Origin of the sequence: Cucumibacter marinus DSM 18995 (assembly GCF_000429865.1) — a bacterium.
Classification (GTDB): domain Bacteria; phylum Pseudomonadota; class Alphaproteobacteria; order Rhizobiales; family Devosiaceae; genus Cucumibacter; species Cucumibacter marinus.
On the sequence record NZ_KE386978.1, the window covers coordinates 1 to 23,112 of the forward strand.

At 61.5% G+C, this 23,112-nt stretch carries 13 protein-coding genes and 2 tRNA genes; 6 read left to right on the forward strand and 9 right to left on the reverse strand.

Going from position 1 to position 23,112, the window contains the following annotated elements; translation table 11 throughout:
- Positions 1-349 precede the first annotated feature (349 nt).
- Positions 350-676, forward strand: a complete 327-nt coding sequence (locus G489_RS21955; protein ID WP_051332636.1) for a helix-turn-helix domain-containing protein — start codon at positions 350-352, stop codon at positions 674-676.
- A gap of 182 nt (positions 677-858) precedes the next feature.
- Here G489_RS21955 and G489_RS0113310 read toward each other — a convergent pair whose 3' ends face one another.
- From G489_RS0113310 to G489_RS0113335, 6 genes are all read right to left on the reverse strand, one after another.
- A complete protein-coding gene (locus G489_RS0113310; RefSeq protein ID WP_029041955.1) occupies positions 859-1,083 on the reverse strand; it encodes a hypothetical protein in 225 nt (74 codons plus the stop codon).
- 109 nt (positions 1,084-1,192) lie between these two features.
- Positions 1,193-1,957 (reverse strand): HNH endonuclease, encoded by a 765-nt coding sequence (locus G489_RS0113315; RefSeq protein WP_035872789.1) that lies wholly within the window; start codon positions 1,955-1,957, stop codon positions 1,193-1,195.
- Positions 1,954-3,924, reverse strand: a complete 1,971-nt coding sequence (locus tag G489_RS0113320) for a DUF2326 domain-containing protein (RefSeq protein WP_029041957.1) — start codon at positions 3,922-3,924, stop codon at positions 1,954-1,956. The genes G489_RS0113315 and G489_RS0113320 overlap by 4 nt, the downstream gene beginning before the upstream one ends.
- The gene (locus G489_RS0113325; RefSeq protein ID WP_029041958.1) at positions 3,911-8,476 is read right to left on the reverse strand and encodes an Eco57I restriction-modification methylase domain-containing protein; all 4,566 of its coding nucleotides are present in this window, start codon (positions 8,474-8,476) and stop codon (positions 3,911-3,913) included. Before G489_RS0113325 ends, G489_RS0113320 begins: the two co-directional genes overlap by 14 nt.
- A gap of 2 nt (positions 8,477-8,478) precedes the next feature.
- Positions 8,479-11,241, reverse strand: a complete 2,763-nt coding sequence (locus tag G489_RS0113330) for a DEAD/DEAH box helicase (RefSeq protein WP_407059833.1) — start codon at positions 11,239-11,241, stop codon at positions 8,479-8,481.
- Positions 11,242-11,246: 5 nt separating this feature from the next.
- Entirely contained in the window at positions 11,247-16,427 is a 5,181-nt protein-coding gene (locus G489_RS0113335) for a DEAD/DEAH box helicase (RefSeq protein WP_029041960.1), read from the reverse strand.
- 414 nt (positions 16,428-16,841) lie between these two features.
- Between G489_RS0113335 and G489_RS21960 the strand changes: the two genes are divergently transcribed.
- From G489_RS21960 to G489_RS20565, 3 genes are read left to right on the forward strand one after another with little or no spacing between them, the layout of a single operon-like run.
- Positions 16,842-17,390, forward strand: a complete 549-nt coding sequence (locus tag G489_RS21960; protein ID WP_051332637.1) for a DUF3489 domain-containing protein — start codon at positions 16,842-16,844, stop codon at positions 17,388-17,390.
- Complete coding sequence (locus tag G489_RS0113345; protein WP_281173317.1) at positions 17,387-17,893, forward strand: DUF2924 domain-containing protein; 507 nt, start codon at positions 17,387-17,389, stop codon at positions 17,891-17,893. The genes G489_RS21960 and G489_RS0113345 overlap by 4 nt, the downstream gene beginning before the upstream one ends.
- Entirely contained in the window at positions 17,890-19,719 is a 1,830-nt protein-coding gene (locus G489_RS20565; protein WP_081691581.1) for a recombinase family protein, read from the forward strand. Before G489_RS0113345 ends, G489_RS20565 begins: the two co-directional genes overlap by 4 nt.
- 430 nt (positions 19,720-20,149) lie before the next feature.
- Here G489_RS20565 and G489_RS0113355 read toward each other — a convergent pair.
- Positions 20,150-20,224: transfer RNA gene (locus tag G489_RS0113355), tRNA-Gln, on the reverse strand.
- 176 nt (positions 20,225-20,400) lie between these two features.
- Here G489_RS0113355 and G489_RS0113360 point away from each other — a divergent pair.
- Positions 20,401-20,477 (forward strand) — tRNA-Pro (locus G489_RS0113360).
- Between the two features lie 142 nt (positions 20,478-20,619).
- On the opposite strand, the gene G489_RS0113365 is transcribed toward G489_RS0113360, so the two are convergent.
- On the reverse strand, positions 20,620-21,243 hold the full coding sequence (locus G489_RS0113365; RefSeq protein ID WP_029041962.1) for a biotin transporter BioY: 624 nt from the start codon (positions 21,241-21,243) through the stop codon (positions 20,620-20,622).
- Positions 21,244-21,319: 76 nt separating this feature from the next.
- Between G489_RS0113365 and G489_RS20570 the strand changes: the two genes are divergently transcribed.
- On the forward strand, positions 21,320-22,243 hold the full coding sequence (locus G489_RS20570; protein ID WP_051332639.1) for an MBL fold metallo-hydrolase: 924 nt from the start codon (positions 21,320-21,322) through the stop codon (positions 22,241-22,243).
- Here G489_RS20570 and G489_RS0113375 read toward each other — a convergent pair.
- Positions 22,240-23,058: a DUF1499 domain-containing protein gene (locus G489_RS0113375; protein WP_029041963.1), complete on the reverse strand. Its 819-nt coding sequence runs from the start codon at positions 23,056-23,058 to the stop codon at positions 22,240-22,242. The two genes, G489_RS20570 and G489_RS0113375, sit on opposite strands and share 4 nt — an antisense overlap.
- Between the last annotated feature and the right edge of the window lie 54 nt (positions 23,059-23,112).

The following is a 23,112-nucleotide window of genomic DNA, read 5'->3' on the forward strand; positions in this document are numbered from 1 at the left end:
GCCGGCCCGGCCGCAAAGGCGATCGGCGATGATCCGGATGAGAGAGGGAGATGGGATCCCGAACGCTGCCTGGCCCGGCGGGCCGACAAGGTCCCAAAGAGACGGTCTGGAATTGCCCGTACCTGGTTGGTGCGGGCAAATGCGGCGGGCCGGCAGCAACAGGATCCGTGTCCACAAGCGCGCAGCGATCCAACACGTGGCAGCAACCCGCGGGCATCGCTGCCGCCATCCGATCTCCTTGTGCCCATTACGAAAATCTCCATCCATACGTACTCAGAGTACGATAGAGGCTTTCGTTCCGTAGTCCACCGAGTTCTCGGATTTATCTGCCGTACTCACAATACGGGGCATGGATCTCAGAAAGCAGGTCGGTATCCGCCTCAAGGCCATCCGACAGGACAAGCAACTCTCCCAGGCCGAACTTGCCGAGCGCATTGACCGCACCGTCGATGCCGTCTCCGCCATCGAGCGCGGCAAGAGCCTGCCCGGTTATGAAACCCTCGAGCGCATGGCCACCGCCCTTGGCGTTCCGGTTACCGAGTTCTTCTCGTTCCAGCAAACCGCCACCTCCCCAAGGCGCGCCCGGCTGATCGCGGAGATCCACCTCGCTCTTGGCAAGCTCTCCGACAAGGACCTCGCCCGCGCCACCGACATCATTAAAACCCTGGCCGGATAGATCGCGAGGGTTGGGTTGTGCTGGATCGGTGCAACCCGCAGGGACCGAGGGCGACCCTTGGGCGGCGAAGGATTGCCGGTGCAGTCCGTGGGGACGGGGCAATCGCCGAACGGACAAAATTAGTCGGTGGCAGAACACTCGGCGGTAGATGAGGCGTCCAGGATAGGCGTCTTGGGGGAGCGCTAGTCTCCATCCCCCGTCTCCGGATAGCGAAGCACCAACGCTGCCGCCACCAGATGCCCGGCGTCCCGCAGCACCTCCTCGATATCCTCGAGCTGGCGAACCGCGAGCTCCTGCTGGCCGCCCTTCTCCGATGCTCGTGCTGCCGCCGCGATCCGGTCAGCCTGCTTCAAACGCAACCGCAGCTTCCCGATGAGTGCCTTCAGCGCCGCCTTCTCGGACCCCATCATCGCCTCCGTCGTTCACGCAGCCGACCAAGCGCCGATTTGCCCAAACAGTCCAGAACCAGCTTCTTCCTGGCAACCTCAACGATTTGGTGAAGAGATCGGGTAGGCATCAATTCTCACCATCGCGAAACACTCGGGCTCGATGCCAAGCCAGATGCTGCTTGTGACTATCCGTCAGAAGTATTGGGGTTTGCCAGCGCAACTCGGCCCGCCCTAACTCGCTCAGTGTGGCCGAAAACAGCGGCTGGCCCTCGTCATCGAACGTTACTAGTCCGCGATCAAAGGCAGCGTCCCAGAGTGCCGACAGCAGCAAGCCGTTGTGCACATCGAGCCGCTCTGCATTAGTCGCGCAGTCCCTCCAAGGGATGATGTGAGAAGCGCGTAGCAGTGCCGGATCCGTGATTCCGGTGAGGGGACAGCTGCCTCGCCAATAGTCCATGAGGCCCGCGCGGAAGACCTCCTGGCCGACACGCTGGACGGTCCACCGCTCGGCCTCGGAGTTCTTGGGTAAATCGCGGGTGCGGTGTTGGAATTCCCGCAGCGGTGCGTCGGGCAGACTTGCCGCCAACTGATAGATGCGCGGCAACACGGCGTAGAGCGCGCCAAGCGTGTCGAAGACATAGCGGGCAAGGCCGGGGCCTGGCATTTTAGCCGAAGGCAGGCCTAGCTCCTCGATGACGCCGGCATGATCGAGGGCTAGGTACCATGGCCCCTGCGACCCCGCACCGGCCAGATGTATCGTGCCGTGTGCGGTGGTAGAACCAAAGGCGGCCCAACCCGCGTCGGTGTCGAGATTGCGGCGAAAGCCGTGCTGCCAGGCGGCCTTCTCACATTCCTTGCGGACGACAAAGGACTGGGGTGCCTCGACTATCATAGGTCCATCCTGAAGAGGCGCTGTTCCGCCGGCGTCGAACTCATTCGCTGCCTTACGTACTGGTCGTTCTGCAATTTCTTCGGTGGAGCCGTTGTCGTTGTAACAATATATTGGAAGCATGCCGATCCAGCTTCATCCTCCCAACCCTGGACCAGTTCGAACAGGCGGGCATACAGCGTCCCGTCAAGGTCCGCCTCGCGCGGGCTGTCATGAATGAGAAAGGCCGGTAAATCCGCTTTTTCTTCGACCGCCAAGTGCAGCGCTGCAAGGTCAAAGGCAACAATCTTCAGAGAGTCGAGCGCGGCCGTCGAAACCTCGCCCCGGCCAGAGAACTGTGCGTCGACCTTCAATCCTTTGCCGTCGAGCTTTATCGCACCATCGACACCTTCAGGAAGCCAGGCGGACATGATCCCCCGATACCGGTCTTCCAAGGCCTGGATCGCCTGCTGTGCACGTTTCCTCCCCTGTTCCAACTGCGCGCGCACGGTTTCCAGATCATCTGTCGTGAGAGATGTCGGTGCCGCAGTAGCTGAGCTCTGCCGAAGGGTACGCGCGTCATCGAGCAGACGCCTTGCCTGATAGACCCGGTCCTGGATGTTTGCTGCCGCTTGTTGCGCAGCTCGAAGTGCGGCATCGGCGCCCTTCGCTTGTTCTTCGGCGGTCCGTATTTCCTGATCGATCTGCGTGATGGCGGCCGCTATGCGTTTTGCTTCGGTTTCGGCACCCTCTGCTTCTTGGTCCAGATTTGCCGCCTTCCTCTGTTTCTCTGCGATCTCGGCCTTGATGGCGGCGACGTCGCATCGCTCCAGAGAAATCCCGCACCCCTGTGCCAGCACCTGATCTATTGGAACTCGGCAGATCGTGCATACCCGGATACGGCCCTGGCTGATATCGATCTCGCCAACGCTTGCTTCGCTGCGGAGATGTTCGGCCTCACGTCGCTTACGCTCAGCGTCTCTCTCCTTCGTCTGTCGATCTTCAACGTGCGCTGCTCGCTGGGTGTTGAGATCTGCCAAGCGATCAAGGAGCGCACTGACGTCAGGAGGAGTCGGCAGTTCTGCCCGCATTGCCTCAGCGAGCGCTGTTTCAGCAAGTGCTACGAGACCCTTCTGGTCGAGCGTGTCATCGAGCTCGACATCCTCCCCCACACCTAGCGCATTGCGAAGGGCACCTAGTTTCTCGGCCCGTCGCTGCTCACCGTACGCTTGTATCTTGCGCTCTTCGTCTGCGGCGTTTGCAAGCTCCCGTTCGCGCGCGGCGGCCCGCTGCTCTTCCGCGTCGAGCGCGCGCAGGGCGAGACGCACCATGGTCAGTTTCGCGGTTTCGCTCAAAACCTGCGCGCGCGAGCGAGTCTGCGTCTTTGATGTCCGCCAAGCCAGAATGTCGCCCAAGCGGCACTCCTGATCGCGCGACAACCATGCCCTGAGCACGTCCCATATATGTTCGTCACCGACCTCTTGGGGCGATCGTCCGTTGAGGGCGGAAAAGAAGGCCCTCGTGATGATTGGATCGAGTGATGCTGCATCGCCTTCCTGACGCCCTCGTGCTAAGACGTCCTCGATGCTGTCGGCCTGAGCGACAAAACTGCCGCTCCCCAGACCTAGATTGCGCACGGCGATCCAGCAGATTTCATCGACGATGACCTCGGCCGCCACCAGTCCATTCGGTAGCTTCGCCATGAGGCGGGTGCCCTGGCTGTCTGTTGCGAAGGCGGGCTCGCCGAGGCAGGCCCTGAGCAAGCGGCAGAACGTCGTCTTCCCGCTTCCATGCGCCAGTGCCGACTGGCCGCTGCTGGACATGTCGGGTGTCCACACGATGTTCAGACCGGGCTTGAGCGGGATGTCCCGTTTGAGGGTCTTAGGATCCTCGAACAGGGCCAGACGGCGTACCCACAGGCGTGGTTCGCGGCGCCCGTTCGGAGCGGTGGGCGGCTGAAAGTGAGGCGCGAACAGGTCAGCCGGTGCCATGCCCGAACCTCGCCCACACGATATTGTCCTCCTGCGCGACGGCAGCGGTTATTCGATCTTGGCCGAGCCGCCGGATCGCTTGCAGCGCGAACGCAGCGCGCTGCGCGTTGGCAGACTCGGCCCTCAATCCGGCCGGATCGAAATGCCGCCCCCTGATCCAGTCTCCATCATCGCGCTCTTCGAGCTGGCCCGACGAAATGAGCGTTTCGAATGCGGTGCGCCACGCCGCGTTGATCGGCGGTCGCAAGCGGGTAACGCCCTGCGCCGGCCGCGCCTCCGCGCCGACCAGTCGGATCCAGTGCGCGCGATCCTCATCGGAGAGCAAGGGGGTCAGGAGGGCTGGCTCGGCCAGGCAGGCGACGAGCATGCGTATGCGCGAGCCATCTTGAGCGGGATCGCTGATCCAGAGCGCGTATTGAGCGGCATAGCGCAGCCGGTCTTGCGGTTGGATCTGTGCCAGCCATCCCCATGCGCCGTCGCGCAGTCTGGCAAGCACCGGCAGTTCGATGCGCGGTGTCTCCCCCTGGGTCTCCACTTCTGAACCTAGTCCCAGCGCGTCGAAGGTCCCGTCCGCCTCCATCCGGTCCCAGGCGGAGAGGACGAGGCGGCGGGTGCGGTATTCGCCGTGTTGACGGATTTCCTTTTCCTTGAGGACGCGGAAGGTTTCCGTGGGGTAGTCGGGGCCCTTCACGTCGGCAGGATCGAGGATGTAGCGCAGTTCGTCGCGGGTCAGGCTGTAGGCGCGGGCGTAGAAGGCGTCGAGCTCGGCGCGAAGGAGCGCTCGACGGTCCTCGTCCCAGGCGAAGGGCGGGCCGTCATGGCCCAGATCGCGGGCGAAGGGGGCAAGACTGTGCGAGGTGTAGGTGAGTTCCAGCACCCTTGGGGTTATGAATCCGCGCCGCGCAGCAGTGTAGAACTCTGGTGGGAGTATTGGTAACTGTTTGAGATATCCAAAGGTTAGGTGAGTTCCGCCAACCGATTGCCGAGCTACAAAGTCGAGAGCAAGTGAACAAAGGCAAGCGAGAAAACCGGCGATGGCATCTGGTTCGAGATCCAGAAAGATCAACGGCGAAGTGTGCCCGACCGCAGACTCCGGAAAGACGGCGGCGATTGTTGTCCTTTCATTCGTAGCGTTCGTGATATCACGCCAACCCATTAGCCAGTCGCGTGTCCAGTTGCGATCTCTTAGCCGCTTTGTGACCTCAGTCTCGGGCACCCAATACCGGGCGGTGGGCTCGAATGACGCTTTTCGTTTCTCGGACAGCAGCACGTCGCGTGCGCTTCCGTCTTTGTCATAAGTGGCCCATCGATGATCGAAATGATGGAACATCTTCGCTTCATACAGCGGTGCGAAACGCTGTGGTCCTCGCGGCCCGGCGTCGTCAAGATTTAGGACGCCTGCACCTGAGCCTTCGACGGATAGAGCGCCTTGCCTTGGTCGCACACCCTCGGCCACCCATGAAGTTCCATCCTTGACATAGCCCGCGTCAGACAAGTTGGCGGCGGTGCTGAACCATTCGGAATCCTCCGCCATGTGCCAAATCCGAGAGTGCAAGCTAACGTTCCAAGGGTTGCCGGTCGGACCCTTGCTATCCTCGATCAGGACCGGAGCCCGAGTGTAAATTTTTGCTGTCAGTTCGGCGTCCCAACGAGATCGGAATACAGGCGCCGTTTTGGTATTTGGATTGATGTCGGCAATTTGCTCAGGACTAAGCGTGAAGTTTCGCTCCGCTTCCGCCAACTGTGCAGGCTCAGACAGGAAGAAGGCAAAGCGTGCTGCTGGTTCGTTGCTTCCGATTGTAAGCAAGCAAAACTTCATGCGGCTGTCGACTGCCGGGAATAAACCTGCTCGGTTTTCGAAGTCTACTAAGCTTGAAAGACGTTTTTCTTCAACAAGATGAGAGAAAAATGGAGCTGTCGTAGCGTCCGTAGCGATACCCGTGGGAACAATCACACCAGCGCGGCCCTCAGGTCCAGCTAAGTAGGAGAACAGCTCAGCAAACACCTGATATGTGTTCACATCACCCGCACCTGTGAATGGGAAACGGCCGCCATCTTGGCCGTCGACACGAGCGAAAGTTGAGATTGCGTCAGAGAAGCGTTTCTCTGCCTGAAAAGCATCCCAGAGCGCTCTTTGCGGCGTACCTTCTTCAGCGTCTCTCAGCTCATTAATTGTTCGTGTTCGAGCAGCTGCGTTAGGTGCAGATGCAATGTCTGCGTCACGCGCTGCGAAGAATTCTTTCTCTTGAAGCTTAATCCGTTCCCAAGGTGGATTTCCAAGCACCACATCGAAGCCACCGCGGCCCATGACATCGGGAAACTCCAGCGGCCAGTGGAAGGCGTGGGCAGTTCTCGCCGCGTCCACTGCCGCGCCAAACAACGGGCCAAAGGGCTGTACGCCGCGCAACCATTCCCACAGCGTGCCCGAGGTCGGCGCCATCTCCGCTCCCCGGCGCGGCAGACCGTCCGGCCCCGCAAACTGCCCGCCCCGTGTCCTGGCTAACAGGAAGGCGGCTACGTAAAGGTCACAGGCGGCTTCCAGTTGCCACGCTCCGGCGCCTTGCGCTGTGAGTTCCCGCAGCTTCCCGGCCTTGGCCTCGATCTGCTCCATCGTGTCCTCCGGCATGGCGCGGAGTTCCGCGAACTCGCGTGTCAGGTCGCGGGCGCGGTTGAAGCCGAAGCCTTGGGCGATACGGTCGCGTTCCTGCCTTTCGCGTTTGTTCTTCTGGACGTAGTGGCGCGCCACGTTCTTGTCGTCACCAGTCAGCGGCTTGTAGGCGGCATCGGGGATACCATCCTCCAGCACCTTCAGATCGAACACGCCCAGAAGTGCATCGCCACAACGGATCTGCGCGTCGAAGAAGCCAAGCGGCAGGCCCGGGTCCACCGTCTCGATCCAGAGCGCGACCTTGGTCAGTTCCACCGCCATCGGGTTGCGGTCCACCCCATGCAGGCAGGAGCGCGCGACATCGCGCAGCGCATGTCGGAAGTCGGCGAGCGAGGGCGTGCCCTCGGCCCGGATGCGGGCCAGCCGCGTGGCGATGCGGCGGGCGGCGGCTAGCAGGAAGTGCCCGGAGCCGCAGGCGGGGTCGATGACCGAGAGCTTCAGCAGCGCTGTGGCGGGATCGTCCGCCTCGGCCTCAGTCTTGTCGAGCACGGGATCAAGCGCAGTGTCCAAGAGCGCCTGCACGAGGCTGTCGGGCGTGTAGTAGGACCCGGTGGTCTTGCGCTGGTTGCCCTTCTGCTCGGCCGCCTCGGAGGCGAAGACCAGCGTCTTGCCGTCGGCGCCCAGCTGGGGCTGCAGTTCGAGGAGGGACTCGTAGACCGAGCCCAGTTCCTCAGTCTCCATCGCGCGCCAGTTGACAGGGACCATGCCGGTTTTGTCGGCGAGCCAGGATAGGCGGTAAAGCGCCTCCATGAAGGCGCGGTTGCGCAGGCGGGCGGTTTCGAGATGGGGCAGCCTGTCCTCGGCGAAGAGGCCGCCGAGCGCCGGGAGGGCGAGCGCCTCCTGCCCGTGGGCGAGCGCGCGGAAGACGATCTTGATGCCCTCGTAGCGGTCGTGGTGCTTGTCCCAGGTGGCGGCGCGGTAGCACTGCTTGCGCAGCGCCGCGAGGCTATAGCCCTCAGCATAGAGCGCGCGGGCCTCGGCCTGCGACTTCGCCGGATGGAGCAAGTTCCGGTCCTCGGCAACCATCAGGAAGATCAGCCGGTAGACGAGGCGGAGGAGCTCGTTGAACCAGGTGGTGAGGTTCACCTCGCCGGATTTCATTTTGGCCGTGAGCTCGGGGTTGGCCTCAAGGAAGCCCGAGCCCAGCACCTTAAGTGCGATCTGCACCTGGTCGGCCAAACGGTCGCGCGCGGCCTCGCCCTCGCGGGAGCCTGCCTCGCGCCAGCGCTCTAGCGGGCAGTCGGTTGCCGGAGTGTCGGCGGCGCCGAAACGGGACCGGTGGATGAGGAGCCAGAGCGCGGCGAAGGACGCGATGTCCTCGGTCGAGAAGATCTGGGCGAGGTCGGCTTCGATAAATGCGGGGCGCGTCAGGGACGCGTTGTCCCGCATGAGGCGCAGGTGGGTTCCGTTGGTGACGATGCCCCACAGCGCTTCCTCGGAGTCGTTGAGGTAGTCCTGAAGCGCGAAGGCGGGCGAGCGGGAGCGGTCGACGGACAGGGTTGGGCTGCGGCGGTCCAACGTCTCGCTCGGTGGCACGACGACCAGCGGAACCCTCCCGCTGGCGATCATGGCAAGCGGCGCATCGGCCGGTGTTAGGTCTTCGAAGCCGAAGGTCTCCTTGAAGAATCCAGCCACGAAGCGACCTGTTGCGTCCTGTGAGGACGCCTCGAGCTTTTCGAAGGCATCGAAGTGGGATTGGCCGACCCGGAACGCCGTCGAGATTTCCTCGCGGATCGTAAGACCCTTGCGAACGGCGTAATCCTCCGGCGCCTGTTCCGGGGCATCCCGCTGGTCGATCCTCGCGATCATTGCGGGGGCGATGAGATTGCCCTCGAGGCTGAGCGAGGGCCATGCGGACATGTCGGAGATCGGTTTGCGCGCCATGATCAAACCTCTCCCGGCATGAGGACGAACAAGCCGATCACGTCGGGCGGAAGGACCGCTTCGACGCTAACGCGGGAGATGGAACCGGCCGCGGCACGCAGGCGAGCATGATCTTCGACGAGTTCCGCTGCCCGCTGATTGACGAAGTCCGCCAAAGGTCCAGCGAGCAGGTCCGGCAGGTCCGCCTTGGCAGCATTGATCATCCGATCTCGTGCGATCTCCGCGAGGTTTGCAGTGGCGGGCGCGCTGAGCATTTCACGCACGTCTTCGCCGGTCACCGCGACGCCTTTACCCTGGAGGGCAACCAGCGCCGCTTCCTCGGCCAGAAGCAGCCGCTCCTTTCTGGCGTGGATCGTGAGCTTGTACCGGGCGCGCAGGAGGGCGACGCGAGTCATCGCCGAGACCGCTGTTGTCGGCCATGCACCGACGCGGCCAATGCCGAGGTCCGGAAGCGCCTCCTGATCCAGCGAAGCCTCGACAAGGCTCTCAGCGAGCGATGCCGTCAACGGATGGGTTCTCGTTAGGAGCGACGTCCCAGCGGGAGCAGGCTCTGCGGTGGCGAGCCTGACAGATTTCTCGAGGCCGCGCTGCTCAAGCTTCTCCTTGAGCGTCTGCTGGAGCGCGTGAACGTGAGCGACGAAGATGTTCCGCTTTTTTTCAAGTGGCACACCGAACCGCGACATCGCGCGCTCAACGAAGAGCTTCGTATCCTCAGGCGAGCCGAGCAGGCTTCTGACCTTGTCCCACTCCGGCGCCACATCAGCGGGCTTCATCGCGTTCTGGGCGAACCTGGCACGCGATTTCTTCTCGTTCTCGCTGGCATCGCGCCAACGCGCTTCCATGACCTTCGTGCCATCCTCGAGACGAAGGTCGAGAGTCAGCTGCTTGTGCCCACCACGGCGGAGCATCATTGCGGACATCAGGGCGTCTGTGACCGGCCCGCGCTCGTCGGGCAGCGGAACCGTCACCCCGGTTGCCTTCCTGATTTCCTCGGCTTTCCGCAGGATTACATCGAGGACGGCACCATCGATAGCGCTGTCCGGCGAGAACATCATGATCGAGCGAACCAGCTCGGCCGGCTGGCCGAAGCGGTCCACCCGCCCTTCACGCTGTTGATGCCGGGTCGGATTCCACGAGAGATCGTAGTGTACGACCGTGTCGAAAAGCTGCTGCAGGTTGATGCCTTCCGAGAGGCAGTCGGTCGCCACCAGGATCCTTTGCGCACCTTCTTCCGCATCTTCCAGCGCCATCTCGGCAACACGATCGCGGCGTTCGTCCGGGGTCAGCTCACCAGTTACCGATTCTATGATCAGCTTTGGGAAAGCCTTCCGCAGGCCTGACTTCACGTGTTCGGCGGTGGCCAAATACCGGCAGAAGACGACCGGGTTGGCCCCACTTTTGATCAACGGCTTGAGCGCACCGACGAGGGCGTCGAGCTTTGGATCTTTCGCTTCAACCAGATCGCCAGCCTGATCGATGAGAGCACGGAGTGCGGGGTCATCCGAGAAAGCAGTGCTGGGTTCGATGTCCACGGCATCTTCGTCGTCGCCGTCTTCGTCATAGATCTGCGGTTCGAGACGGTCTGCTTCGTTGGCGGCACGATTTCTCAGCGCACTCAACGCTGCGGCGGGCGAGGAACCAACGCAGCGCATGAGAGCTAGGGTGCCCCAGAACGCGAGGCGCTGATCCCTCTTTTGCTCTCCCGCTTTCGAGACCACCTCGAGGCAATAGTCCAGAACGGCTTCCTGGAACGCCAAGTGCTCGGGCGAGAGCCGGTAGGCGTGCTCTGTGGTTTCGTGTTTCGGGAATGATCGGTCCTCGTGCCAATCGCCCTCGACGAGGTCCACGCGACGCCGCTGGACAAAGTGCCTCGCAAGGCGCTCTCGGTATCTGGCACTGTCGAAGTCCAGCGTGGCGAAGTCCTGGTCGATCAGTGAGAGCAGTCGTGCAAATGCTTCCTCGTCGCCCGAATGCGGTGTGGCCGTGAGCATGATGAGCCGGCGATCCGCGTCCTTCGCGAGTCCCTGTAGCAACTCGAAACGCTGCTGTTTGCCTTTGTGGGTGCCCACACAAGCGTGGGCTTCATCGACGATCACGAAGTCCGGACAGGCCCGCGCGAACCCCTCCCTTCGCTTCTCGGCCTTGATGTAATCGAGGCTAACAACCGTGTAGGGATAAGCGTCAAAGAGGGTCTGCGCGAGCGGCAGATTTCTCTCGAGGCGTGCCGCGGTACCGGAAGTCACCGCGACAGAGTCGATTCCGAACCGATCCTTGAGCTCGATGATCCACTGATCCACAATGTGGGGTGGGCAGAGAACCGAGAAGGCATCGACTTCGCCGCGATCCATGAACTCGCGCAGGATCAAGCCCGCTTCGATGGTCTTGCCGATACCGACATCGTCCGCGATCAGCATGCGAGGCACTTGGAGCCTGAGTGCCATGAGCAGTGGCACAAGCTGATATGTGCGAGGTTCGAATGCGAGCTGCGCGGCCGACCGGAACGGGCCGGCGCCGCGGCGAAGTGTGAGCCGCAGTGCGTCCGCCAAGAGCGCAGCTTTGGCTTGGACGGTAGTGCGCGCATCTTCTGGGAGATCGAACCGCGCTGCTTCGACCGATGCGATTTCCAGTGTGGGATCCAGGACAACAATGTCGTTTTCGTTTCCCGACAGCGGCCGAAGCGCAAGAATCCCTGCGCTTGGCGCTGGGAGAGCCACCCATTCGCGGCCTCGGGCCCGAACCAAATCGCCAGGTGAGAAACTCAGCACAACGATTACCCTTTCAATAGATCAAGTAGCTGTTCGGGGACGCCGGCGTCTGCCGATGCTGGAAGAGCGACAAGTTCCCAGCCTTTGTTGGCTGCTTCATTGGCCATGTCTGCGGAAACCGCCTCGCTTGTGGCGGCGACAAAGTGCCCGCGCCATACGAATTCGGCTTCCGCACCGGCAAAGCTGAGGCCAATGGTGTCGACCTGCGGGAGACCAGCAGCCTCAAAGGCCTTCAGCCACGGAGACGACGCGCCGTCTGGCGCGGCCCGCCGCTCAAGCACCGTGCGACCGCGCGCAAGGTCAACCAACAGCTGGGTAACCTCCTCGCTGCCGCAGTCGATCTGCTCATGGTCCGGCTGGTTGAAGTACGACAACAGGCAGCGGTAGCACCCTCTGACGCAGGCATCGTCGACCTTCTCGGTCAGCAGGCTAGCGTCTCCGCTTGCGACCGCCGCGTCGATGTTTTCGAAGTGCATAAGCCCGAGTGCTGTCCGAGCGACCTCGCTTATGGCTTCGGGATTATCCATCAGGCGCGTAAGAACACCGGCCCCTCCCTCCGTGGCTTCGTAGGCAAGGATGGCGCGGCGGTTGTCGCGAGCTGGAAGTGGCTCACTTAGAATTTCGCCTTCTTCAAGCTGGTAGACGACCTCGATTCCCCGCAAGAGCGCATGCTGAACGGTGGTTATCGTGCTTGGGTCAAAGTTTTCCGGCTTCTTGAAGCGGAACAGAAGCGCGTTCTTGCGGTCCCTGACGATCGGCACAATCCGCACTGGCTTGACTACATCGGGCGGAGCGTCGGTCTCTGCATCCTCGTCGTCTGATTTTGCCCAGTAGCCTGTGCGGGGATCGATATTGAAGCCGAAGACTGTCTGGTCCTTTCGGCGCTTCAGGCCCTTGTTCAGACGACTAATTTCGGCACTGTTGGCGTATTGCAATGCGAGTAGAGAAGTCTCTCCGCATCTGAATTCCGCGTTCGTGACCTGTAACTGGTGGTCCTTCGTCGGCCACGAAAATACGGTCTGGATGTCGAAGCCCTGCCGAACGCGCTCTTCATCGTTCGCGGTGATGCGCTCAGTGGGTGCGGCTTCCACATTGTCGATGCGGAGCGTGCGCTTGATGGGCACCTCTCCGGCCATGTGTGCGTCGCAGCCATGGCAGCGCTCTACCTCTCCTTCGTGGCAGGCTCCGCAGTTGGCGCAAATGTAGATGTCCTTGGTCGCGAGCTCCGATCCGTCGCCCTCGCGAACCTCGGGAGGGAGCTTTGCCTTCATCACCCGGTAGGCGCGACCTTCGTGGTAGATCAGACTGCGCGGTCCAAACTCCGATATCGCAAGGAAGCGCGCGCGAGAGAGGAACGAGCCAGTCTTTCCCTCGCCCGGCACGAAGGCGTAGAGCGGCAGGCGCGGGAAGTTGTAGCCGGGCAAGAAGCCCTCGGTCGCGAGGTAGCGGTACGAATAGAAGTCCGATCCGTTCGATGCCTTTCCTTGTTCGAGGATCGCAATCTGGTCGCTGGCCTGCATCTGTGCGGCCTTGATTTTGCGACGGTCGCCGGCCGAGAGACCTGTTATCTCTGAGCGGGCGTTGGCTTCGGCCAATTGAGTACGAGCAGAGTTGTAAAGTTCGCGCCAACGGTCGAACGCTCGATTGAACTCCTTGGGAGCGTTCATCGCCACGTGAAGCACGAACTCCTCCGGGTCGTCCATCCAGACGGGAAGTGCCCCTTGATCAGCGGCCAAAATCTGATCGAGCACCCGCTGCATTGGTCCATGCGCACGAGAGACGAGATCGGCTTTCGAAATGCTGTCAAGGATCACTTCTTTAAGCGGATAGCGATCGCCACCAAGGTCTAGGATGTCTGGGATATCCGGTGAGAGAGCCAGGCGACTCTCCGCGAGCCAGACAGCATGGAGGTGGGAGCGGACCAGTTCTTCGTTCGTGATATCCAGCGCAGGCGGGCGCACGACACCCGCCACCATGTCATTGCGGCGCTCGAAGAAGTACTGGTCGTGTGGAGAACCCGATGCGCAGTACGTCACCACAACCGCTGCCTGGCCGGACCGGCCCGAGCGGCCGGCGCGCTGCGCGTAGTTGGCGGGAGTCGGAGGGACGTTCCTCAAGTAGACCGCATTGAGCGCCGAGATGTCGACCCCAAGCTCCATCGTCGGCGAGCAGAACAGCGCCGGGAGGAACTGGTCAGATTCCCCGGTGGCCTTGATTTCGGTTCGATGCTCCGAGGTGTTGAGGTTTTCGAGGTCGTCGTCTTCGAACCTGAACCGCCACTCGCGCCATTCACGCTGCCTTTGGGAAACCTGCGCGGTGTGCTCGCGCCCCTCCAGCCCCCAATAGGCGCTATGACCCGATGCCAGATCGTCCGCAATCGATGCGTACAGATCGTGGAAATATCGGTTTCCTCGTCTACTCTCGTCGGAGAGCGCGGGCCCGGGGACAAGGCGGACGGCAGAGGGCGTCAGCCGCCAGCCTACCAGATCAGCGTCGAGCTCGACCGGGACAATTAAACCCTCATCGGCGAATAGCTCGAGCAAGCGCGAGAAGAACTCGAGGTAATCGTCCCGCCCGAGCTTCGTGCCCAGCACGCTCTTTTTGTTGATGAGCCGCGCAATGCGGGAGTTGTGACCGGCGCGAAGGAGTGTCTGTTCCTCACGAAGGCCCACGGCGTTCTTGCCTGGTGCGCGCAAAAGCAGAGCCGACCGCCCGCGCGGGTTCTCCTTGGCATCTATCGCCCACGGAGCGCGCAACAGCGATCGTGATTTCTGCGCGACGCCGTCCAGGACAGTCAGGTCCAAGGCTTCCGTGTTGACAGCAAGGCCTTCGAGCATTGCGCCCAGCACGGTCTCTAGCAGGATGGCTCTCTGCTTTTCGGATTGATCGCCGAGCTCGGGCAAGACTGTCATCAGCCTTTCTCGGTCTGATGCCATATCTGCGACGCCGACGAACCTAACATCGAGAAGCTTCAGAACGGAGAGGCTGGGGTTGGTGTAGCGCCAACCCCTGCGGAGATCAGTCCACACTCGATGAGCGAGAACCTTTGCGAGTGCGCGCTGGGCGTCTTCCCGAATGACGGCGCCAGCCGATGGATCGAGCATCCAGTGGGCGCGCGCGTCTTTGTTTGCAGACGTGAAGCCAAGCGCCTTGACGACGCTCAGACCGAACTCATCTTCCGTCAGGCCCTCGGGCCCTGCTGCAATTATCGCCCGCAGAATGGCCCCACGGAGAAGGCTCACGAACAGAAAATCGTTGAAGTGGCCGGACTGAAGCGCCGCGTCTTGCCGATTGTCCGTGAACCCCAGCAGCTTGCGCTTCGTTTTCGGAACGCCGCTCGTCGGCTTGTTCATCCACTCGAGAGCGCTGGAAACGAGAAGCGTCGTGGCGGAGCTCCGACCTTCCCCGGACAGTCCGGCTAGCTTGCTCCGCTCGCGCATCCCCTGATTGGGCTCGTCCTTGCAGCAGAGGCAGAATGCGAACTTTCCAGGGATGAACCAGAATTCTCGGCCACCAGCGCCATGCCGGCCGTCTGGCGTCACGACATAGGAGATGGGCGCGCGCTTCTTGCGATAGGATCGAAGCCGCTCGATGCCGTTGCGCTCTTCCAGCCAGCTCTCGGGATAACCGTTCAGATCACCGTCGAATGCGAAGTCGGGATCATTTGCCGTAGCCGGACAGAGATATCCTGCCACATCATCATCGTCTTCGGATTCCAGCGGTGTATCGTCGATATTGCGGGGGACAAACCTGATGTGGCCGTCATCCTCGTTCTTGGTGACAACGTGGTATTCGTGTCCGCAGTTCCTGCAGAAGCGTGTTGGGTAAAGCCGGTTACCCGGAGCATCGGGATCCTCTAGCTGACCCTCGAACAGAACGGTGCGCGGCTTGTCTGTAAGCGTGGTGAAGATCTCACCAGCGCCGGAAATAAACCTGTGCAACTTGAATGCGAGGAACGCTCCGTCCCCCGTCCCACCGCGATGATCTTCGGGAAGGCTTACCAGCGTCAGGAAGCCTTCGAGCTGCGTCTGACACTGCTCTGCGTCGACCCCACTGTCGTCGGCCAATCGTTTGACGGCGTCCTCGAAGGGTATGGGCTTCTTTCGTTTCAGCTCCAGCCCGTCATCGAGGCCGAGCGCAAGCTCCGCCCACACCGCGAGCGGGTGCTTCCTGAGCTGCTCGTCGTCCAAGCTCGTTGGAAGAGGTTGTCGCACCACATCAGCCAGTGTGGCGGTCGCTTGCGCAAGGGTGATACTGTCGTCAGTAGACCGCTGCAGCGACTCATCTATTACGGCATCCGGGCCGATCTCGGAGCCGAAGAGCCTGGTCGCAACTTTGGCCACAGCGACCGCTCGGCTTTCCTCGGTGCCTTCGGAGGCCATCGTCGCCGATGTGCCTATGCAGATCGGAGCTTTGTCCGGGGAGCACCGATCACGCAGGCGCCGAACGAGCACCGCCACATCCGCGCCTTGGCGCCCTCTGTAGGTGTGCAGTTCGTCGAGGATGATGAATTCAAGACCGGTTGCGTTCTTGACCACCTGAGCGTCGAGGTCGTCTTGGCGGGTCAGCAGAAGCTCCGCCATCATGTAGTTCGTGAGCAGGATATCTGGCGGATTGGCCGCGATCCGCTGACGTTCCTCTTGGCTCTCTTGCCCCGTGTAGCGTTTGACAACTGGCCTAAGGGCGTCAGGAAGCCCTGACTGTCCAATGAATCTGTCGATTTCCTTCATCTGGCTGTTTGCCAGAGCATTCATCGGATAGACGATAATCGCGCGGGTTGTACGAGGCTTACCAGCACGTAGGGCCCGAATGATGGCGTCGACAATTGGCACGAAGAAGCACAACGACTTGCCGGAGCCGGTTCCTGTCGTGACGACAAAGCTCTTTCCGGATTTCGCCTTGGCAATCGACTCTGCCTGGTGTCGATGAAATCGGAGGGGTTTCTCGCCGAACCGGAAAACTTGTCCGGTTCCTTCGTCCAAGTCACCTGAAGCGATCAGGTCATCCACGGTGGGACCCGAAAGATATCTAGGATTCAAGGATAGCAGGGCATCGGGCCAGAACCGACCGGCATCATACTGTGCATCAATCGCCGCCCGAAGATCCCCCGCACGGATGGCGCTGAAAGAACGCGAGAAACGTTCATAGGATTCTACAATATGATGATCAAAACTGAATGCTTTCATAATATTTTCCAAATAACATAGCATCTATTCTTAAATACGAATTCACATCTACTCTTATTAACTCTAAGTCACTGTCCATACATTAGTGATTTTTGCGCCATTCGCACTGAAAGAAAATTTCTGAATACAAACAATAATTGCTATGCTCTCGATTAGTGAAACTCCGCTAGGGCCCTCCAGTTCGAGTATTGAAACCCGTGATGCCCATCAAGACAATAGGTCACTTGGTGCATTATCACTGTTGAGGCTGCGTATGGGCGCAGCGCGATACACTTGAACCGCGCAGATCGGAAAGAGCGGAACGGCACTCGACTTCCCCTGCGAAGCAAGCATTGGTGGGTGTGCGCCCGGTTCCGGGCCTTGGTCAGTAGCAGGCCGGCAATGGTGCCGGGTGTTGACCAAGGAGAACCGGACATGGACAGCAACAGCAGCGACCTCACGGAAAGCGGGCGCAAGGATCGCAAGGGTGCCTCACACGCAATTTCAGCAGAAAACACATCGAGTGGATCAGCGAAGCTGACCAGGGCGTCCAAGTCCGCGATGATCGTTGAAGCACTTCAGTCACCCGGTGGTACATCCATTGCGAACTTGTGCGCGAGCACAGGTTGGCAGAGCCATTCGGTGCGGGCGGCCCTGACCGGATTGAAAAAGAAAGGTCACGTGATCATCCGCACGCGGGTTGGGGATCAAAGCATCTATGCGATCTCTCCCACTTCGGTCGCAGCAAGTAATGTGCCTGCGCCCGCCTCTGGCAGCTCCGCTGAACCTACGGCCGACGAGGAGGCTGCAGGCTCCATCACGGACGTTGCTTCGAATGCATCGGACCCGACGACGAAGACAAGGGCGATCGGTCGCCGGTCCTCTTCAAAAACGGCGAAGTCCAAGGGGCCCGATGCCAAAGCCCCCGAGGCCTCCCGCAAACGCTCGGCGCGCTCCGCCGCAAAGACCCGGGGCAAGAAGTGAGCACCGGAACACCATTAGTCGCCCTCGCTGGGCTGGACATGATGGATCGCACCGAGCTTGGGGCGGTGTGGCGGTCACTGTTTGGCTCGCCACCACCGCATCGGTTCAGCCAGACCATGATGCGATCGGTCATCGGTTTCGAGATCCAGGCACGAGAACGAGGCGGGCTCAATGCCCGCCTCAAACGGCAGTTAAACACACTGCAAAAGCAGTTCGGCAGGTCAGAGGCAATGGGGACAGGTTCCCCGGCCGATATGAAGGGCGGCGGTTTGACTACCGAGACACCCTCGATTCCTCATCGCGTCTGCCAACCATTGGTCCAACCCGGGACCCGCCTGATCCGCGAATGGAATGGCGTCAGCCACGTGGTTGAAGTCACCGAACATGGAGCCGAATGGAACGGCAAGCACTACGGCTCCCTGTCCTCTGTCGCCCGCGCGATCACCGGTGCCCACTGGTCAGGGCCACGCTTCTTCGGCCTGACCGCACGGAGGAAGGCATGACCGGGACAAAGCAGGTAGCTGATGACTCGGCCGACACGCCAAGCCGTGCGAGAGGTGAGAACGCGGGGGCTTCACCAGCAAGCTCGAACCGGCGAGGGTCATCGTCCGCTCGGCAGCCTCGTATTCGATGCGCGATCTATACCCGCAAGAGTTCGGAGGAAGGGCTCGAGCAAGACTTCAACTCTCTCGACGCCCAGTTCGAAGCGGCGTCGGCCTACATCATGAGCCAGCACCATGAAGGCTGGCGGCAGATCAACACCCGATATGATGATGGCGGGATCTCAGGAGGAACACTGGACCGTCCCGGCCTTGTCAGGCTGATGGCCGATATCAAAGCCGGCCGCATCGACATGGTTGTCGTTTACAAGATTGACAGGCTCACCCGGTCGCTGGCCGACTTCGCGAAGCTCGTCGAGACCTTCGAGGCCCATCAATGTTCCTTCGTCTCGGTGACCCAGTCGTTCAATACCTCGACTTCCATGGGCCGGCTGACGCTCAATGTGCTGCTATCCTTCGCCCAGTTCGAGCGCGAGGTGACCGCAGAGCGGATCCGGGACAAGATCGCTGCCTCCAAGAAGAAGGGGATGTGGATGGGAGGAACCATTCCCCTTGGATACGACCGACACCCGGATCCGCAGATGCGGCACCTCGTGATCAACGAGAACGAATCCTCAACGGTCCGCCGCTTGTTCACGCTTTACCAACAGCTTGGCTGCGTCAACAAGGTAATCCAGCAAGCCAACCGCGAAGGTCTGAGATCGAAGATCCACAGCCGACGCGACGGCAGCACTGTCGGTGGCAACCCGTTCTCAACGGGTCAGATATACTATCTGCTGCGCAACCCCACCTATCTCGGCCTTGTCAGGCACAAGCAGACCACCTTCCCGGGGCAGCATCAGCCGATTATCGACAAGGACCTCTGGGACAACGTCCAGGATCAGCTCAAGCTCGGCTCAGCGCGCAAGCGATCAACGCAAGAGGGCCCATCGCCAACGCGGACTCGCCAATCGCCACTGATCGGCAAGCTGTTTGACGAGCAGGGTCAACGCCTGACACCGAGCCATGCCAGCAAAAAGGGCAAGCGGCATCGCTACTACGTCTCGCGTCACCTGGTCACCGGCAGAGTCGCGTCAGACGCAAGGCAACGGGGCTTGCGACTTCCAGCTGGCTCGCTCGAGGATCATGTCGCTGCCTCAGTGGCGAACCATCTCACCACCGCCACTCAACAACACAGGCTCACCATTGCTCCAGACGCAGCCGCGGGCTCGTCCCTGATCAGGAAGGCACAGGAGATATCGCAAGAGCCCTCCGGCCTCCTCTCCTGTGTCGCCCGCATCACCCTCGGAAAGGGCGAGATCACGACCCGACTTGATGAGCATCAACTCGGCAAAGCACTCGACATTGACCCAGGTCAGCTCTCGGAAGATGTCCTGACCTTCACAGCATCGTTTCAGCTCAGGCGCCGGGGTGTCGAGGCAAAGCTGATTTCCCCCATCACAACCCCTTCCCCTGATCGCAAGCTGATCGAGGTCCTTGCGAAGGCCCATGGCTGGCTCGCCCGCCACCGCAGGGGCGAGACCCTGAAGCAGATTGCAGAGACGGAGGGTCACGCGGAATACTATGTTAGTACACGCATCAAGCTGGCCTTCCTCTCTCCCCGTATCCAGGAGGCCATCCTCTCGGGCACCCAGCCATCGGACCTTTCGCTCGAGACCCTTATGAAGCGCAGGATCCCCATCGAATGGCAGGCCCAGGAAACACGCTTCGGTTTCTCAACCATCGACCGGCAAGACGCCGGTTCCGTGTACCGCCCTCTCGTTCGGTAGCCATCGCGGCGCCCGACGCTCGTCGGAATCACAGTCCCAGCATAGAGTGATCGCGGACGCAGAGGTCATACCGACCGCCATCGGCACAGCAGGGAATCCATCAATTCCCTGCTCTTTTCCCTGTTAATTCCCTGCCCGACATTCCGGTGAGCAAACCTGACATCCAATAACCGACTGAAATTACTCAGGATTCAGCGTCATAACGCCTTATCTCAGAGGCCCCGAAACAAAATATTCCCTGATAATTTCCCTGTTAGCAGGGAAATCCGCAAACCCCTCCGACCCAAAGCCGGCTCTGAGACATTCACCTGAAATCGCGCCAAATCTCTCCCCCAACGCGGTCTCAGACAGACGCGGTAAATCCCAAGCCACCGAAAACTCGGCGCTATTCAGGGAAACTCTTGGGAACAGGGAAATCGTGCAGTGTGGGTGGCTGGGGCGGCAGGATTCGAACCTGCGAATGGCGGCACCAAAAGCCGCTGCCTTACCACTTGGCGACGCCCCAAAACGCGTTTTGAGCGGGTATCCCCGCCGCGCGACGGGCTGGTCTATAGCTGCTTTGCCGGGGCTGTGCAACACTCGCCAATTGAGGGAAAACCAATGCTTGAACCGGCGCGGGCTTGCCGATATAAAGCCGCTCGCCCGGGGCCGCTTTGCAAGGCTGCGGGCGCACATCACTGACGGAGTATAGCGCAGCCTGGTAGCGCACCTCGTTCGGGACGAGGGGGTCGCAGGTTCAAATCCTGCTACTCCGACCATTAAAACGGCGGTCTTCGGGCCGCCGTTTTTGTTTGTCCCAACCCCATCCCTGACAAAAAAGGTCGGCCTGACAAGAAAAGGCCGGCGCGAACGCCGGCCTTTGTGATTCACGGGGCTGATTGCCCGAATAGACCGTCAGGGTCATCCCTTGCGCGAGGCGGAGAGCTGCCAGCCGCCAACAACCGTGAGGGCAGCGAGGGCCATTTTGAGAATGTCCCAGACGATGAAGGGCTGGATGGCCTTGGCAAAGGCGGATGCCAGCACGTTGGACTGGTCGATCCAGCCGGCCTGCCCCGAAAGGGCGATCAGCCAGACATAACCGAAGGCGAAGACGACGGCATCGGCGATCAACATGGCGCCGAACAGCGCGATGAAGTTGCGCGATGCGCCGCGGTCAGCCGCCAGGCCGATGATCAAGGCCATGGGCAGATGGCCGAGCAGGAAGCCGCCGGTGGGGCCCATCAGGTAGAGCGGGCCAGCTGCGGCGCCGGCGAAGACGGGCATGCCGGCAACACCCTGGAGCAGGTAGAGCGCCACGGTGGCCACGCCGAGGCGGGCACCGAAGCCTGCAGCGATGGCGGCAACGGCCAGGGTCTGCAGTGTCACCGGCACCGGCCAGACAGGCACTTGTATTTTCGCCGAAATCCACAGCACAATCGAACCGGCGACCGCCAGGAGGGCATAGGTCAACAGCCGCGCCACCCCGGAATCGGGGATAAAGGCGGCGGCAAGAGACGATTGGGATTGGGCACTGCTGCGAGCCATGGGAGACCCTCTTTTGATTATGGAAATACCCGGTGTTCTTAGAATGCCGGGGCCAAGCAAGCAAGTGCGGGCTTGAATGTCCCCATCCCCGCCTGAACCCCATTACAGCCTCGATTTCAACGCGCGGCCCGGCGAACCGGTGCGCATCGATGCGGGTATTGTGCGGGTCATTGCCAATAATCCGGGCGCCTTTACCTTTACCGGCACCAACAGCTTCATCCTCGGCGATGCCCGGGTGGCGGTCGTCGATCCTGGCCCGAAGGATCCCGCGCATCTCGATGCGCTGATCGGCGCCATCAAGGGCCGCAAGGTCGATGCGATCCTTTTGACCCACACGCACAGGGACCACAGCGCGCTGGCTCTCGAGTTGCAGCGCCGGACAAAGGCGCCGCTCGTGTTTGCCGGCCCGCACCGCCCCTCGCGCAAGACCGGCCCATTCGAGCCCAATCCGGTTGGCCGTTCCTCGGATACCGGCCTGTCGCCCGACCAGACGCTCCTGGATGGCGAGACGATCCGGCTCGACGGGCTCGGGGTCCGGGTGGTTTCAACCCCCGGGCACTGCGCCAATCACGTGTGTTTCGCTCTCGCCGGCACGCCTTATCTCTTGTCGGGCGACCATGTGATGGGCTGGTCCTCGACCGTGATCGCCGATCCGGACGGGGCGGTTGCGCCCTATCTGAGTTCGCTCGACCGGTTGCAGGCAATCTCACAGACCCATTACCTGCCGGCCCATGGCGGGGAAATCCGCGACGGGAAGCGGCAGGCGCTGGCGCTCAAGGCGCATCGCGAAAAGCGCAATACCGAAATTCTCACGGCCCTCGGCAAGGCCCCCATGAGTGCCGGGGAACTGCGGGCGCTCATTTATCCGGACATCCATGCCGGCGCGCGTCTTGCCGCACTGATGACGCTCAAGGCGCATCTGCATTATTTGAAGGATGAGGGGCTGGTGGGTGTGGCCGGTTTCGGGCCCTGGCAGAAGTTCCGCCGCGCGAAGCCCTAGTTGTCCGCTTCTTCAGCCAGAGGCTCGGCACCGCTCTCCAGCTCGGTTTCCCCATCGGGAACCGGCGGTTCAGCGGGCTCGGCTTCGGCCAGGCGTTCGTCGAGAGCCTTCAAGAAGGCTTCGATCCGCTGACCGTTCCGGCCCAGGTCATGCCCGGCTGCGTATGAAACCGAGCGCATGTCGAGCGCCGTACCGCCGGGCTCCGCGGCGAGCCGGATCACCACTTCGTCGCGCCAGCCCCAAAGCGTCATGTCGATCATGTTGAGGCGCGTTGCCCCACCCGTCTCACCGGGTTCGACCTCGGCGATCACCTGCCAGCCCCAGTTAAGGGCAATGGCACGCACATGGTCCTCGAGCGCCAAGGGACCCATAGGGTAATGGCGGGTGACCGCATCGGGAAAGGCGCTGGCGATTTCGTCAGGGGTTGCCGAAGGGGCATCCTGATAGAGCAGCGTGCCGACAATGCCAGGCGGGTCGTCAAAGTCGGTCGAAACATCGCGCGCCATGGGCATGGTCAGGCCCATGACCGCCGCAGAGACAGCCGGGACGGCGCACACAAGACCGACGACCACGGCAAAGCTGGCCGCGCCCCATCCCCGGTCTCCGGTGACCCAGAGCCGCGACCATGCGAGCAGGCCCAGAAGGAGCGACACGATGCCCGCCAGCAAGGTGACGGGCGCAATTATGTTGAACAGTTCGGACGACAGCATGCCCGCGCGGTGCATCAGGATCGAGATCACCAGCACCGGCAAAACCAGCCGTGCGATGCGGCGGGCCCAGATTGATAGGCGCGAGATGCGGACGGGCAGCCTCATCTGCTTGGGCTCCCCGCCAGGTCTGCACCGGTCAATATCGTGGCCATGGATCCG